Genomic DNA, 13621 nt, shown 5'->3' on the forward strand with positions numbered 1-13621 from the left:
CTTGATGACCTTTGACAAAAGGTAGTCTACCGACGGAGGCACTCAAAAAGGAACGCGCACAAACATAGAATGACAAAGACGCTACCAAAGCAAAAGTTTAAACGGGTTTTTCGTCAGCATGACAAAAAAGAATCCAATCAACCAACTTAACTCAGACAAAAATGAACAAGCACTCCACAGGTTTTAACGTCAAAGCACCTAGAACACTCGTCTCTTTTTTACTCCTGGTGGTACTGTTTATGAGTTACCAAACAGCTTCGGCGCAGCAAAAAGATATGATGGTACGTCTTTCAGAAATTGAAATAGATCCCGTTTATCTGGACCAATACAAAGCCATTCTGAAAGAAGAATCGGCTGCATCCGTGAAGCTGGAGCCGGGCGTCGTTGCCATCTTTCCGATGTATCAAAAAGAAAGTCCCACGTCGGTACGGATTCTGGAAATGTATGCCAGCCGGGCCGCGTACGAGCAGCACTTGAAGACACCACACTTTCAAACGTACAAAACCACTACGCTTAACATGGTGAAATCGTTGAAACTAGTGGATATGGAAGCGCTGGATGCCGCCACGATGCCCGCAATTTTTAAGAAATTAACTGTCGATAAACGGTGAACAGTAACTATTTCCTAACAAACGGATCAAAACGTTACGTTGCTCTTGTAGCCATTACGGTCTCTATGCTCATGACGGCCTGTGCGTCAACGAAAGAACGTAACAGCACCGGGCCGTTCGTTATTCAGCAGCAGGGCAGTTTCATGGTTGGGGGAACAACCAGTTCCGAGCCTGGAAAATTTGACCTGACGAATGCATTAAAACCACAAGGGCAAACCTTTCACGGCGATCACGCCTACGCGTTTTACCAGATTCCGCCCAAAGCCCGCAAATACCCGCTGGTTTTCCTGCATGGTGCCGCAGAGTCAAAAAAGACTTGGGAATCAACCCCGGATGGACGGGAGGGGTTTCAGACGATCTTCCTCCGACGGGGTTTTGGCGTTTATTTACTGGATCAGCCAAGGCGGGGTGAAGCGGGGAAAAGTACAGTGACTGCAACGAGTACCCCCACGCCTGATGAACAGTTCTGGTTTACGCAGTTCAGGATTGGTAATTATCCCAATTATTTTGACGGTAGTCAGTTCCCGAAGGATACCGCTTCGCTGGAGCAGTTTTTCAGGCAAATGACGCCCAATACGGGGGCTTTTGACGCGAACGTAGTATCCAATGCCTGTTCCCGATTATTTGATCGAATTGGCGAAGGTATCCTCATCACGCATTCGCAGGGAGGAGGTATAGGCTGGTTTACAGCGATAAAAAACCCAAACGTTAAGGCTGTCATCGCCTACGAACCATTCAGCAGTTTCGTTTTTCCCGCAGGGGAACTGCCAAACCCCATCCAATCGGCCAGCCTTTTTGGCGAACTGAAAGGCGTTGAGATACCGGTAGAAGATTTTAATAAACTCACCAAGATCCCAATCATCATTTATTACGGAGATAACATTGCCAAAGAGCCAACTACGGTATGGAATAAAGATCATTGGCGTGCCGGACTTGAGATGGCCAAAATCTGGGCGGCAACGATCAATAAACATGGCGGCAATGCTACGGTGGTTCACCTGCCGGAGATAGGCATCAAAGGCAATACTCATTTTCCTTTTTCCGACCTTAACAATCTCCAGATTGCTGATCTTATGGCCAAATTTCTGAAGGAGAAGAAGCTGGATTAACCTGACCTTATTTCAACGTTTTCGATTGTACACTTTAACGCTTACAACCAACCTATGCGTACCTTTTTCATACCTATGCTTGTCGGTTGGTTTGTCGGTTTTCACCAGCTCAACGCACAAAATCAGATGAATCAACAAACCACCTTGTCGCCAAAGCAGCAACGTATCGTCGTCATTTCAGCACTCACCGCCAAAGGTGATCTGCAAAAACTGCAACCAGCTTTGGTAACCGGTTTGGATGCAGGATTGACCGTCAATGAAATCAAGGAAGTGCTGGTGCATCTGTACGCCTATTGTGGATTTCCCCGGAGTCTTCGTGGATTACAAACGTTTATGACCGTACTGGACGAGCGTAAGAAAAAGGGAATTAACGCCAAAATGGGTAAGGAAGCCTCGCCCATTACCAGCAGTGAACCCAAATACGAGCGGGGCAAAAAAGTACTCGAACAACTAACTGGACAGCCAGAAACCGGACCTAAACGGGGCTATGCTGCCTTCAGCCCTGAGATCGAAGTATTTCTGAAAGAACACCTGTTTGCGGATCTATTTGAGCGTGACGTACTCAGTTATGTCGACCGGGAACTGACGACCATTCCGGTACTGACTAGTATTGGAGGTGTGGAGCCAATGCTTCAATCCCATCTGGGAATCTGCCTTCACGTGGGTCTGACCGAGCCACAGTTGAGTCAAGCGATGTCGCTGATCGAGACGAATGTCGGCAAAGCGGAAGCCGAGGCCGGGCGAACGGTTTTGGCTCAAGTTACAGCGTCAAGGAGGTAAGGGAATTTTGTTTTATTGGTTTTGTCATGCTGACGCAGGAAGCATCTTCGGGTGAGAACTGTTTTGCTGTCAACGAAGATGCTTCCTGCGTCAGCATGACAAAAAAACGTAACTGAATGGAAAAATCTGAAACGTTAGAAGAGCTTTATAAACGGAAGTTTGATGGGGCGGCCTTCCGCTGGATGCCCGATAATCTTCGGAATGATATCGGGCATTTCAACATCTTTCGGTTAGAACCGCTGGTGGGCGATAAGGCAAAACCCGTTCCCTACAAACGGCGCGATTATTATAAAATCATGCTGGTTATCGGCAACAGCCAGGTTCATTACGCCGATAAAGTGGTTGCCGTACAAAAACAGGCACTGTCGTTTTCGAATCCACATATTCCGTATCGATGGGAACATCTGGACCAGATTCGAAGTGGCTTTTACTGCATTTTTAATCAGCAGTTTTTCAGTCAGTATGGCAATTTGAATCAATATGAGGTTTTCCAGCCCAACGGAAACCACCTGTTCGAGCTGACCGACGAGCAGGTAGCCCAGGTTACCCGTATCTACGAGCGGATGTTTGACGAGATCACTTCCGATTATATTCATAAGTATGATATGCTGCGAAACCTCGTATTTGAATTGTTGCACTTTGCGCTGAAAATGCAGCCAACGTCAACATTCGATAAGCAGCCCATCAATGCCTCGCAACGGATTTCAGCCCTATTTTTAGAACTGCTGGAACGGCAGTTTCCGCTCGACGATACGCATCAGCAGGTGGCCTTTCGGTCAGCGTCCGATTTCGCTACCCAATTGAACGTCCATGTTAACCACCTGAACCGGGCGGTGAAGGAAATAACCCAGAAAACCACCTCCCAACTTGTTGCCGAGCGCGTTTTGCAGGAGTCGAAAATGTTGCTTAAACGTAGCACCTGGGGCGTATCGAATATTGCCTACGCCTTAGGTTTTACCGAAGTGACCCATTTCAATAACTTCTTCAAAAAACACACCCAGCTCAGCCCGTTGAAAGTCAGAAACGGTTGAATTTTGCAAAGTACGGTTTGGGATTTATAGTTTTGGACTAAAAGCAATTTATGCTATGCCAGATAACATTCCCATCGCTATCGACAGCGCCGTGACGACCATTATTATCCAGCGGCCTTATAAACAGCACATTCAGGCTTATGAAAGCTGGTTAAACGAAATGGTGCCGCTGGCGCAAGGCGCTGACGGGCATCGGGGCGTCAGTGTCATTAGGCCTCATGGGGGCAATCAAGCCTATACAATCGTGCTGCATTTCGATTCAGAAGTTCATCTACGTAATTGGTTGGAATCCGACACACGTAAGAAAATGATCGAGGCAGTACGTCCTTTTCTTGATACAGACGAGAAAATCGAGGTAAAAACCGGGCTTGAATTTTGGTTCACTCCGCCAGAGAACAAGAAAATGGCACCCCCTTACAAGCAATTTTTCATTACGCTGTCGGCTATTTTTCCGCTATCGCTTCTTGTGCCCTGGCTACTCTCGCCCATTTTTTCAACAGTGGCTTTTTTGTCGTTTCCTTTGCTTAGAGCGTTTTTGACCAGCCTGATTATTGTCGGACTTATGACATTTGTCATTATGCCACGCTACGTGCGACTTGTTGCTGCATGGCTCTATCGGTAAATTAAAACGAGGAGTTTATTATGAGTAGTCAGGAAAAGCGGTGGCAACAACCTTGGGCACTTTGGAGACGGATAAAGAGAGGCTGGTTTTTAATACGCTAAACTATTTTTTAGCTTTGGAGAAGACTTTACAGATATTTTATACATCACCTTCTTAATAATTGACGCTACAGCCGCTTATCGACCACTTTGAGAGTTACCTTCCTTTCGATGAAGGAGAAAGGCAGCTACTGGAAGGGCGGGTTACGCAGCGCAAAATAAAACGCCGTCAAGCTATTCTGCAGGAAGGCTTCCCTTGTAAACATTATTCCTTTGTGATTGAAGGCTGCTTTCGAATGTTCGGCGTAGACCCAAAAGGGACGGAACATACCATTCAGTTTGCGGCTGAAAATGAGTGGATTGCCGATATTGGCAGCTTTCATTCCGGCAAGCCGAGTAAATTATTTATCGAAGCTATTGAGCCGTCCGTTGTCCTGCAAATCGAAAAAGAGGATTTGTATTTTCTTTATACGAACATTCCCAAACTCGACCGAATCTTCAAAGTCATCATTGAAGACAAGTACGTTGAGTTACAAAACCGGGTTCTGCAAACGATCAGCTCTACCGCCCAGGAACGTTACGTTGCCTTTCTGGAACAATACCCAAATCTGGCACAACGCCTTCCCAATACCCAAATCGCTTCTTACCTGGGCATCACCCCCGAATTTTTAAGCAAGATCCGGAAAGACCTCGCTTCCTGACAGCGGCCTTTAGTCCTGTCCGTTATCTCCAGATTGAGCGAGATCCTTTTGTCGTCTACGCGGGTTTTTGGCCTGTCCTACTACCTGCTTTTTTTTGTCTGCTGCAATCCATTGACTAATCAAAGCAAAGTCTTCCTTCGTTAACTGTCTGCCTGACGTAGAGAAGTCTATATCTTTGGGTTCTTTTATCATAGCAATAAGTTACGAATTTTCCGGGAAATATTGATTGACAAGTATGTGAGCAGCAATGGTATCAATCGCCATTACATTACCAAACAATACGTGTGCTCCCAATGATTTCCGATAATGCTCTTTCAGTTTGGTTTTGCTCTCAAACGAAACATAACCAGCATAGCCTTTGTCAAAAGAATGCTTACAGGCGAAAGCCACCAGGTTTCCAGGTACGCCTAAATAAAGTTTGTTAGCACCACGATTGAATTTGCTGCTCTCGATCAAGGCCATAAATATGTGATCACCTCTATCTTGAAGGCTTATGAGCCCTTGAGTAATAGTCGTATTCTCTACGATAACAAGTTTATAAACGGTTTTGTCCGTCTGTTTAGCTTCATATTTCCAATCAAACAGCCATTCGGATTTCTTTATCCGTTTCAAATCGGATATTGTTAGCTCAAGAGCTTCTGTTCTGAAGCTGTCTCCTGAAATGGCATTTTCAATTGAACGAGTGAGTTTATCAATCTCAACACCAACTATTTGTGGGTTTGTCATTCGGTAAAATTAGCTTTTTAGTCGTTTATGCATCGATTGCATACAATCACTGGGCCATGCAGTTGATGAAATTCATTCGGGGTAAAATAAGTGAGCGCTTAACCCTTAAGCTAGTTTAAGCCTGTTTCTTAAACTAGTTTATTGGCTCGGTCTGGCAATGCGCCAGACCTTTGCCTTGTCAAACCATAGCCTATCTTCAGTTATCGGACGGAGAAATCAGGTTAAGGCGACCATGAAAAAGACGTATCACCTGCTCTTTTTGTTGAACCTTCCGTAAGCCGTTCTAGCTTACTAAACTAACACTCTTGCTATTTGTGCCTGAACAAACACGTAATGCAAACCAATAAACGCTCTATAGTTATCCTGATTCTGGGATTGTTGGCAGCTGTATGCCCTTTCTCCATTGATATGTACCTTCCCGGTTTTCCGTCCATTGCCAGAGATTTGCATACGACAGTCGACCAGGTTGCCTATTCGCTATCAAGCTTTTTTATTGGTGTCTGCATAGGCCAGTTGGTGTGCGGTCCTTTGCTGGATCGCTTTGGCCGGAAAACACCGTTGCTGATTGGACTGGGCCTATATATTCTGGCTTCCATTGGCTGTTCGCTTTCTCCATCCGTGGAAGCCTTGATTGGATTTCGATTTCTACAGGCGTTAGGCGCTTGTGTGGGTATGGTCGCGCCGAACGCGATGGTACGTGATTTATTCCCGCCAGAACAAAATGCAAAAGTCCTATCCCTGTTGGTGTTGATCTTAGGGGTTTCGCCCATTCTGGCCCCAACGGTCGGCAGTTATCTGATTGCAACCAGTGGCTGGAGCATAGTCTTTACCGTATTGGCCGTTGCTGCCATCTTGTTGTCGATGGCTGTTATGCGGTGGTTGCCCGAAAGCAGAGGTGCTGATGCAGGCGTTTCGTTGAAACCAACTGCTATACTGCATGGCTATAAACAGGTTGTGAAAGAGTCTCAGTTTGCCACCTATGCCGGTGCTGGTGCACTAGCTTCGGCGAGTTTATTTGCTTACCTGGCGGGGTCGCCGTTTGTCTTTATGAAATTGTACGGCGTGAGCGAACAGCAATACGGACTCATTTTTGCGATCATAGCCGCCGGACTCATTGGCAGCAGTCAGCTTAACAACTGGCTGTTACGTAGCTACACAAGTAGCCAACTCCTAACGGCCATGATAGCCACTCAATTCCTGATCGGACTCGTCCTGTTGATGGGTACAGTAAGCGGGTTTCTCGGTTTATATAGTCTCGTCGGACTGCTGTTTTTATTCCTGAGTTGCCAGGGGTTTACGTTCCCGAACTCGGCGGCTCTGGCGATGGCTCCATTTTCTCAACGAGCCGGAAGCGCATCCGCTCTGCTGGGGGCTTTGCAAATGGTCTGTGGATCTATCGCGTCCGCGCTAGTAGGATTGTTTTTCAATGGCACGGCTGTACCAATGGCTACGATCATGCTGATCTGCTGTATGCTGGGTCTGGCTGTCCTGTTAGTGGGTCATAAGCGAATGAACTATCAGGCAAAACGGGAAGTTGCCGCTCAGCAAAGCCTGGAAATCCTTGAGAAGTTTTAAACTACTTCTTAACACGTCCTGTTTTATTCTTCGAGGGTATAAAACCTTTTCCGTTTATGAATTTACCAGAGCGCTATCGACAGGTGCGAGCGCGTAGTGAAGCTATTTGTCAGGGGTTACAAGCCGAAGATTTTGTTGTCCAGCCCGTAGTCGATGTTAGCCCACCGAAGTGGCATTTGGGGCATACAACCTGGTTTTTTGAAACGTTTGTGCTGTTACCGAACGTAGCAGGATACCAGCCCTTTAACGAGCAATACAATTATGTTTTCAATAGTTATTACGAAACTGTAGGCGCTCGCGTTGTGCGTACAGACCGGGGCAATCTGAGTCGACCTTCGGTGGCTGACGTCATGGCCTATCGAGCTTACGTCGATGACGCCATGGGTCGTTTCCTGGCTGACGAGAGTGGACTCAGTAGCTCCTTGAAAGCGCTGCTCGACTTAGGCTTTAACCATGAAGAACAGCATCAGGAGCTTCTGATTACAGACATCAAATACATTCTGGGAAATAACCCACTACTGCCTGCCTATCAGACGGCTTACGCTAAACCATCGGTGCCCGTCATTGCCGAAGAACACTGGATTAACCAGCCGGAAGGCATTTACGAAATCGGTGCGACGGGCGGTGAATTCTGTTTCGACAATGAGTTGAATCGCCATAAGGTGTATTTGGCTCCGTATCAGATTCGACAGGAATTGGTCAGCAATGGAGAGTATCTGGCGTTTATTGAGGCTGGTGGTTATTCGAACTTTCGCTACTGGCACGCCGAAGGTTGGGGTTGGGTGAAAACCAATCAAATCAAGGCTCCGCTGTACTGGCATCAGCTCGATGGTATCTGGTATCAGTACACCCCGGATGGACTGCAACCCTTACTTTTGGACCAGCCGGTTTGCCACGTCAGTTATTACGAAGCCTGGGCCTATGCACAGTGGCGGGGTTTTCGGCTACCTACCGAAGCCGAATGGGAAACCACTCAGGATCAGCTGGACTGGGGCTCGCGCTGGGAATGGACCGAAAGTGCTTATCTGCCTTATCCGGGCTTTACCAAAGCAGAAGGGGCCATTGGCGAATATAACGGTAAATTCATGGTTAGTCAGATGGTGCTACGTGGCGCTTCGGAAGCCACTACACCCGGCCATAGTCGCCCGACGTACCGAAACTTTTTTCATCCCTCCCTCCGCTGGCAATTTATGGGTATCCGGCTGACTCAATCATGTTAATTACCATTTTTTAGTACCGTTATGAACGAACTACTCGTGGATAGCCCTTTTCGGCAGGATATACTAAAGGGACTGTCTGCCAATCCAAAATATCTTTTGCCCAAGTACTTTTATGATGCCCGGGGTGACGAACTGTTTCAGCAAATCATGCACTGCCCGGAGTATTACCTGACCCAGGCGGAAGCGGAAATTCTCAGCCTGCAAAGCCGCCGGATTCTGGAGCGTTGTGCCAATACGTCTGGCCAATTTGATATCGTTGAGCTGGGTGCGGGCGACGGCTCCAAAACGATCTTTTTGCTACAAGAAGCACTGCGAATGCAATGCAGCCAACAGTATTATCCGATTGATATTTCGCCCAGCATGATTGCTTACCTGAACCAAAACCTGGGTGCTAAACTACCCGGTATGCAGGTGAGCGGATTGGCCGGTGATTATTTTGACATGCTGGAGCAATTACAGACCGCCAATGACCAACCGAAACTCGTTTTGTTTCTGGGAGCAACCGTCGGCAACATGCTCCCTCGCGAGGCTGTGCAGTTCTTTCAGCAACTAAAATCGTTCTTACGGCAAGGCGACCACGTACTGGTGGGGTTTGATCTGAAGAAAAATCCGCAAACGATTCTGGATGCCTACAACGATAAAGGTGGGCTAACCAAAGCGTTTAATCTGAATCTGTTGCAACGTATCAACCGTGAATTGGGTGCCAATTTTCAGCTCCACCAATTCAGTCATTTTCCAGTCTATGATCCCATAACGGGTAGCTGCAAAAGTTACCTGATCAGTACGTGCGATCAACGGGTAACCTTCGATGATGATACCGTCATTGCCTTTGAGCGCGACGAACCAATCTATATGGAAGTATCTCAGAAATATAGTAAAACAGAAATCCAGCAGTTAGCCTCGCAGGCTGGTTTTAAACCGGTCGAATCCTTTTATGATTCCCGTCACCAGTTTGCGGATGTACTGTGGCGCGTTTCGAGTGAGTAGATATGTGCTGACAACCCAGGCGCGGCTTTTTTAGTTAGACCTGTAACCGGATCGTTATGCAAGCCAGTCTCTTCAGAAGCATCGCAGTTTCTGCTTTACTGATAATCAGTAGTGGGTCAATTGCCCGCGCTCAGGAATATGTACCACCCATTAAACCCGCGCCAACAGGTAAGTCGCCAGGGGTAAAAGTCAAACTACTGAGTACCAACGGGCAAACCAAGACCTATGCCGTGATTTTCTCCAAGGGCGATGAGGTAGTATCGGGCCTAACAGAATTCGCTCAAAAATATAAGGTCAAAAGCGCTCATTACACGGGTATCGGTGATGCGATGTCGGCCAAAGTAGGATGGTATGACTATGGCCGCAAGATGTTCAAAGTCATCCCCATCAGCAAACCTTCTGAGGTAACCTCGTTGATTGGCGACATCGCCGTATTCAATGGCAAACCAGTGGCTCACACGCATATTAACGTAGCAACTGAAGACGGCATCACCCACGGTGGGCACCTACTTGAATTGATCATTGGTCCTACGTTAGAGGTCATCGTTACGGTTGAACCAACTCCGATGTATAAACGACTTAACCAAGAGTTTAATGCTGGTATCATTGATCCCGCGTTGGAGAAGTAATCTTAAACTAGTTTAAGCCCGTTTCTTAAGCTATCTTATTCCAGACTGGTCCGAAACAGACCAATTTTGCATCCAGTAAACGATGCAAAAAATGAATCGGCGATTCCTCTTTCTACTTCTATTTAGTACGTCAACTGCCTTTAGTCAGACTCAACGGGCATGAGGCACTTTATGCAGTTGCAGCCGTCACCAGCAACAGCCATTCCCTACGGCAATAATCCCAAAGCGGGATATTACGTCAAGTCGGGTGATACCCGCATTTACTATGAAGTTTATGGCAAAGGAAAACCTTTCGTGGTATTGCACGGCGGTGGCGTAGGCTCTACCTATGAGATGGCTCAGTTTATTGACAGCCTGGCCAAAACCTATCAAGTCATTGCCATCTCTACCCGGGGACATGGCAAATCGGAGATAGGCCATTCGCCGGTCACCTATGAGCAAAAGGCGAATGATGTGATGGCCGCTATCAATGACGTAACGAAAGATAGTGTAATGGTTCTGGGCTTTAGCGATGGCGCTTATACTGGCTATAAGCTGGCCAGTATGTACCCGGCACGCGTGAAGAAACTCGTTGGGATGGGTGCTGGTGAGCAGATACCCGGACTTCGGAAAGTCATCTTAAACGTCCAGGAAATGGCTAAGCTGGATAGTCTATACATCAAACAGCAACTAGGCCTGATGCCTGAACCCCAAAGGCTGCAAGAATACTGGACAAATTTGGCCAATTTCCATAACACCATGACCGCTAGTAAAGAACTGTTCGCCAGCATCCATTGCCCGGTACTGGTGCTGTCTGGAGAGCGTGATCAAAATGTGCCCCTGGCAACGATAATTGCTACGTATCAATTGCTACGTATCAGATGATTCCAAACAGCCAGCTCAGCATAATTCCCAACGCGCCCCATCCGGTATTTCTGGTGAATTTTCCGGCCGTCTGGGCGAGCGTAGCGCCTTTTCTAAAGCAATAATCTGTAATTACCATGAAAGCTGCCGTTATCTATCGTCCCGGTTCGCCCGAGGAGTTTATTCTGAAAGATCGCCCTATACCAACACCAGCGGAAGGGCAGATTTTAGTCAGGGTTAAAGCGTTTGGACTGAATCGGTCTGAATTGATGACCCGCAAAGGCTACTCGCCGGGTGTTCAGTTTCCGCGTGTGCTGGGTATCGAGTGCGTCGGCGAAGTAGAAAGCGATCCCTCCGGTCAATATGCCAAAGGCCAGAAAGTCATGGCGCTGATGGGCGGAATGGGCCGAGATTTCGACGGCAGCTATGCTGAATACACCCTGCTGCCTAAGCACCTGTTACGTCCCTTTCAGAGCGAACTGCCCTGGGTGGTGCTGGGAGCAATTCCTGAAATGTTCCAAACGGCTTACGGCTCGCTGTATCCGGCCCTGGCCGTTCAGGGAGGTGAAACCCTGCTGATTCGCGGGGGTACTTCATCGGTAGGGATGCTGACGACTCAACTGGCTAGCCTGGCGGGTCTGACCGTACTGGCAACGACTCGTAACCCGAAGAAAGAAAGTGCGTTACGTACCAACGGAGCCGCACACGTACTAATCGACAGTGGAACACTGAACGAGGCCGTGCGGACTATTTATCCGGAAGGTGTCGATAAGGTGCTGGAGTTGGTGGGTACGTCAACGCTACGCGACTCATTACGTTGTCTAAAACCCGGCGGCACGGGCTGTATGAGTGGGATGCTGGCCGAAAGCTGGACGATTCCCGATTTTGCGCCGATGGAGTTCATCCCTGCCACGGTGCGGCTAACCACCTACGATAGCGGCCAGGTTACTAGCCCGGCAGCCGTTTTTCAGGATTTCATCCGACAGGTTGAAACAGCACAGGTAAAGCTCGCCGTCAGCCGAACGTTTACGCTGGATCAGATTGTGGCGGCTCACCAATTTATGGACAGTAATCAGGGAGCCGGTAAGATTGTCGTGCTACCCTAAGCAAGCCTATTACGTATCATCTCAAATATACACCATGAAACGTACCTTATTCATCCTGATCGGCGGTTTGCTTTTCTCTTCGATGGGTTTGCATGCGCAAGCCATTACGCTGAATGGAGATAGACTGGTACCGAATCAGGTGTCGATGTCGTTCGAGCGCGTCATGGGTAAAGAAGCTCTCAAGGTGGTCAAAGATTCTACCATACAAAAGGTGGACGAACCGACCTTTGTCCGAATTAAAGGAATTGACTTTACGAATGGCACCATCGAAGTAAAGGTCCTAAGCCGACTGCTGAGAAGTGCTCCAGAAACGGCACGGGGGTTTATTGGCGTTGCCTTTCGGATCAATGAAACCAATACAAAATACGAGAGTATCTACATCCGCCCAACCAATGGTCGGGCGGAGGATCAGGTGCGACGTAATCACTCTATTCAGTACTACTCGTACCCTGACTACAAGTTTGATCGACTCCGGAAAGAAGCACCGGAGCGGTACGAATCCTACGCGGACATGGCGCTGAATGAATGGATTACGATGAAAATCGTCGTGAATGGGCAAAAAGCGCAACTCTATCTGGGCGACAATAAACAGCCTTCGCTAGTCGTGAACGACCTTAAGCTGGGAGCAGACGCATCGGGTGGTATTGGCCTATGGGTGGATGTAGGTACCGAAGGCTATTTCGCCGATTTGAAGATGACAAAATAGAAAGCTATACGTCCTCGTGTGCGAGGGAAGTCGATAACTCACGATACGCGTTGAGTTGTTGCTGAAGTGTTGCGATTACCTGCTCGGCCGTATCAATGGCATCGGCTCCGGCAATAAAACGTAGCGGTAGCTTTTCCTGATTCGCGATCGTGATAAGCGCCTGAGCGAGTTTGGCCGGATCGCCGGACTGCTGACCGTTTGCGCCTTTCCAGAATTGCATTTGCTGCGTTCGGCGTTTGTTGTAATCGTCGATTTGCCGCTCGGCGTAATTTGTAGACTCCTCCGTGAGAAGTTCAGTACGGAAAAAGCCAGGATTGACAATAGTAGTGTGGATGCCAAACGGTTCGATCTCCGCCTGTAGCGACTCCATCCAGCCTTCGAGGCCGAATTTAGAAGCAGCATAGGCAGTACCAAACTCAAAGCCAACGAGACCCGCCGTCGATGAGATCGAAATAATGTGCCCTGAGCGCTGTTTGCGCATAACCGGCAGTACGGCACGCGTTACGTTCATCGGGCCAATGAGGCTTGTCAGGAGCTGCTGCTCCATTTGCTCCGGTGTCAATTCCTCAAAGTAACCGGCATAAAAGCTGGCTGCGTTGTTGACCAGTACGTCGATACGGCCAAACCGGTCGACAGTAGCCTTAACCGCAACTGTGGCATCGGCTGGATTGGTAATGTCCAGTTTCACAACCAACAGGTCCGCGGATTCGCCAACTGCCTGGGCCACCTTGTCTATATTACGACCAGTCGCCACGACTTTATTGCCTGCTGCCAAGGCAGCTTTAGCGATATCGACACCCATCCCGCGCCCTGCGCCGGTGATAAACCAAACCTTGTTGTTATCCATATTCATTACGTAGTCTTTATTGTCTTTAATTACGCTGCAAAGGTCTATCGGACGTAGCAACGCCGTTAAAGAAAAACAAAGCAAAACGTA

Annotated in this window: 17 protein-coding genes; 13 read left to right on the forward strand and 4 right to left on the reverse strand. The window is 48.0% G+C overall.

The genetic code is table 11. From position 1 onward, the window contains the following. Window positions 1–161: 161 nt before the first annotated feature. The 6 genes from IC230_RS27710 (at window position 162) to IC230_RS27735 (ending at window position 4892) form a co-directional block, all read left to right on the forward strand. Complete coding sequence (locus IC230_RS27710) at window positions 162–611, forward strand: putative quinol monooxygenase (RefSeq protein WP_223860895.1); 450 nt, start codon at window positions 162–164, stop codon at window positions 609–611. Continuing rightward, the gene (locus IC230_RS27715; protein WP_317171858.1) at window positions 608–1720 is read left to right on the forward strand and encodes an alpha/beta hydrolase; all 1113 of its coding nucleotides are present in this window, start codon (window positions 608–610) and stop codon (window positions 1718–1720) included. Before IC230_RS27710 ends, IC230_RS27715 begins: the two co-directional genes overlap by 4 nt. 54 nt (window positions 1721–1774) lie before the next feature. Further along, window positions 1775–2500, forward strand: coding sequence for a carboxymuconolactone decarboxylase family protein (locus IC230_RS27720; protein ID WP_191042326.1), 726 nt, complete (start codon window positions 1775–1777; stop codon window positions 2498–2500). Between the two features lie 116 nt (window positions 2501–2616). After that, the gene (locus tag IC230_RS27725) at window positions 2617–3531 is read left to right on the forward strand and encodes a helix-turn-helix domain-containing protein (protein ID WP_191042327.1); all 915 of its coding nucleotides are present in this window, start codon (window positions 2617–2619) and stop codon (window positions 3529–3531) included. A gap of 55 nt (window positions 3532–3586) precedes the next feature. Beyond that, complete coding sequence (locus tag IC230_RS27730; RefSeq protein ID WP_191042328.1) at window positions 3587–4153, forward strand: antibiotic biosynthesis monooxygenase; 567 nt, start codon at window positions 3587–3589, stop codon at window positions 4151–4153. Window positions 4154–4313: 160 nt separating this feature from the next. After that, complete coding sequence (locus IC230_RS27735; RefSeq protein ID WP_191042329.1) at window positions 4314–4892, forward strand: Crp/Fnr family transcriptional regulator; 579 nt, start codon at window positions 4314–4316, stop codon at window positions 4890–4892. 9 nt (window positions 4893–4901) lie between these two features. Here the strand turns inward: IC230_RS27735 and IC230_RS27740 are convergent, their stop codons facing one another. Together IC230_RS27740 and IC230_RS27745 are read right to left on the reverse strand one after the other, a co-directional pair. Continuing rightward, window positions 4902–5084, reverse strand: a complete 183-nt coding sequence (locus IC230_RS27740) for a hypothetical protein (protein ID WP_191042330.1) — start codon at window positions 5082–5084, stop codon at window positions 4902–4904. Window positions 5085–5093: 9 nt separating this feature from the next. Further along, a complete protein-coding gene (locus tag IC230_RS27745; RefSeq protein ID WP_191042331.1) occupies window positions 5094–5618 on the reverse strand; it encodes a hypothetical protein in 525 nt (174 codons plus the stop codon). A gap of 333 nt (window positions 5619–5951) precedes the next feature. On the opposite strand from IC230_RS27745, the gene IC230_RS27750 reads away from it, so the two are divergent. From IC230_RS27750 to IC230_RS27770, 5 genes are all read left to right on the forward strand, one after another. After that, on the forward strand, window positions 5952–7193 hold the full coding sequence (locus IC230_RS27750; RefSeq protein ID WP_191042332.1) for a multidrug effflux MFS transporter: 1242 nt from the start codon (window positions 5952–5954) through the stop codon (window positions 7191–7193). A gap of 56 nt (window positions 7194–7249) precedes the next feature. Beyond that, entirely contained in the window at window positions 7250–8413 is a 1164-nt protein-coding gene (egtB, locus tag IC230_RS27755) for an ergothioneine biosynthesis protein EgtB (RefSeq protein WP_191042333.1), read from the forward strand. 21 nt (window positions 8414–8434) lie between these two features. Next, window positions 8435–9400 (forward strand): L-histidine N(alpha)-methyltransferase, encoded by a 966-nt coding sequence (gene egtD / locus IC230_RS27760; RefSeq protein ID WP_191042334.1) that lies wholly within the window; start codon window positions 8435–8437, stop codon window positions 9398–9400. A 56-nt stretch (window positions 9401–9456) separates the two neighbouring features. Then, a complete protein-coding gene (locus IC230_RS27765) occupies window positions 9457–10029 on the forward strand; it encodes a PPC domain-containing DNA-binding protein (RefSeq protein ID WP_191042335.1) in 573 nt (190 codons plus the stop codon). A 159-nt stretch (window positions 10030–10188) separates the two neighbouring features. Further along, a complete protein-coding gene (locus tag IC230_RS27770; protein ID WP_223860896.1) occupies window positions 10189–10893 on the forward strand; it encodes an alpha/beta fold hydrolase in 705 nt (234 codons plus the stop codon). Here the strand turns inward: IC230_RS27770 and IC230_RS34525 are convergent. Beyond that, a complete protein-coding gene (locus IC230_RS34525; RefSeq protein ID WP_262893193.1) occupies window positions 10886–11011 on the reverse strand; it encodes a hypothetical protein in 126 nt (41 codons plus the stop codon). The two genes, IC230_RS27770 and IC230_RS34525, sit on opposite strands and share 8 nt — an antisense overlap. Here IC230_RS34525 and IC230_RS27775 point away from each other — a divergent pair. Together IC230_RS27775 and IC230_RS27780 are read left to right on the forward strand one after the other, a co-directional pair. After that, window positions 11010–11978, forward strand: coding sequence for a zinc-binding alcohol dehydrogenase family protein (locus tag IC230_RS27775; RefSeq protein ID WP_191042336.1), 969 nt, complete (start codon window positions 11010–11012; stop codon window positions 11976–11978). The genes IC230_RS34525 and IC230_RS27775 overlap by 2 nt on opposite strands. A gap of 34 nt (window positions 11979–12012) precedes the next feature. Continuing rightward, a complete protein-coding gene (locus IC230_RS27780; RefSeq protein WP_191042337.1) occupies window positions 12013–12684 on the forward strand; it encodes a hypothetical protein in 672 nt (223 codons plus the stop codon). A gap of 4 nt (window positions 12685–12688) precedes the next feature. On the opposite strand, the gene IC230_RS27785 is transcribed toward IC230_RS27780, so the two are convergent. Continuing rightward, complete coding sequence (locus tag IC230_RS27785) at window positions 12689–13615, reverse strand: SDR family NAD(P)-dependent oxidoreductase (RefSeq protein ID WP_223860897.1); 927 nt, start codon at window positions 13613–13615, stop codon at window positions 12689–12691. Between the last annotated feature and the right edge of the window lie 6 nt (window positions 13616–13621).

This window comes from Spirosoma validum, assembly GCF_014699035.1.
Taxonomy (GTDB): Bacteria; Bacteroidota; Bacteroidia; order Cytophagales; family Spirosomataceae; genus Spirosoma; species Spirosoma validum.

What these genes read in the sequence shown, in the direction of transcription:
- IC230_RS27725 (WP_191042327.1), top strand. Translation starts at nt 2,617, where the DNA reads ATGGAAAAATCTGAAACGTTAGAAGAGCTTTATAAACGGAAGTTTGAT.
- IC230_RS27710 (WP_223860895.1), top strand. Translation starts at nt 162, where the DNA reads ATGAACAAGCACTCCACAGGTTTTAACGTCAAAGCACCTAGAACACTC.
- IC230_RS34525 (WP_262893193.1), bottom strand. Translation starts at nt 11,011, where the DNA reads ATGGTAATTACAGATTATTGCTTTAGAAAAGGCGCTACGCTCGCCCAG.
- IC230_RS27765 (WP_191042335.1), top strand. Translation starts at nt 9,457, where the DNA reads ATGCAAGCCAGTCTCTTCAGAAGCATCGCAGTTTCTGCTTTACTGATA.
- IC230_RS27750 (WP_191042332.1), top strand. Translation starts at nt 5,952, where the DNA reads ATGCAAACCAATAAACGCTCTATAGTTATCCTGATTCTGGGATTGTTG.
- IC230_RS27745 (WP_191042331.1), bottom strand. Translation starts at nt 5,618, where the DNA reads ATGACAAACCCACAAATAGTTGGTGTTGAGATTGATAAACTCACTCGT.
- IC230_RS27740 (WP_191042330.1), bottom strand. Translation starts at nt 5,084, where the DNA reads ATGATAAAAGAACCCAAAGATATAGACTTCTCTACGTCAGGCAGACAG.
- egtB (WP_191042333.1), top strand. Translation starts at nt 7,250, where the DNA reads ATGAATTTACCAGAGCGCTATCGACAGGTGCGAGCGCGTAGTGAAGCT.
- IC230_RS27730 (WP_191042328.1), top strand. Translation starts at nt 3,587, where the DNA reads ATGCCAGATAACATTCCCATCGCTATCGACAGCGCCGTGACGACCATT.
- IC230_RS27770 (WP_223860896.1), top strand. Translation starts at nt 10,189, where the DNA reads ATGAGGCACTTTATGCAGTTGCAGCCGTCACCAGCAACAGCCATTCCC.
- IC230_RS27775 (WP_191042336.1), top strand. Translation starts at nt 11,010, where the DNA reads ATGAAAGCTGCCGTTATCTATCGTCCCGGTTCGCCCGAGGAGTTTATT.
- IC230_RS27720 (WP_191042326.1), top strand. Translation starts at nt 1,775, where the DNA reads ATGCGTACCTTTTTCATACCTATGCTTGTCGGTTGGTTTGTCGGTTTT.
- IC230_RS27780 (WP_191042337.1), top strand. Translation starts at nt 12,013, where the DNA reads ATGAAACGTACCTTATTCATCCTGATCGGCGGTTTGCTTTTCTCTTCG.
- egtD (WP_191042334.1), top strand. Translation starts at nt 8,435, where the DNA reads ATGAACGAACTACTCGTGGATAGCCCTTTTCGGCAGGATATACTAAAG.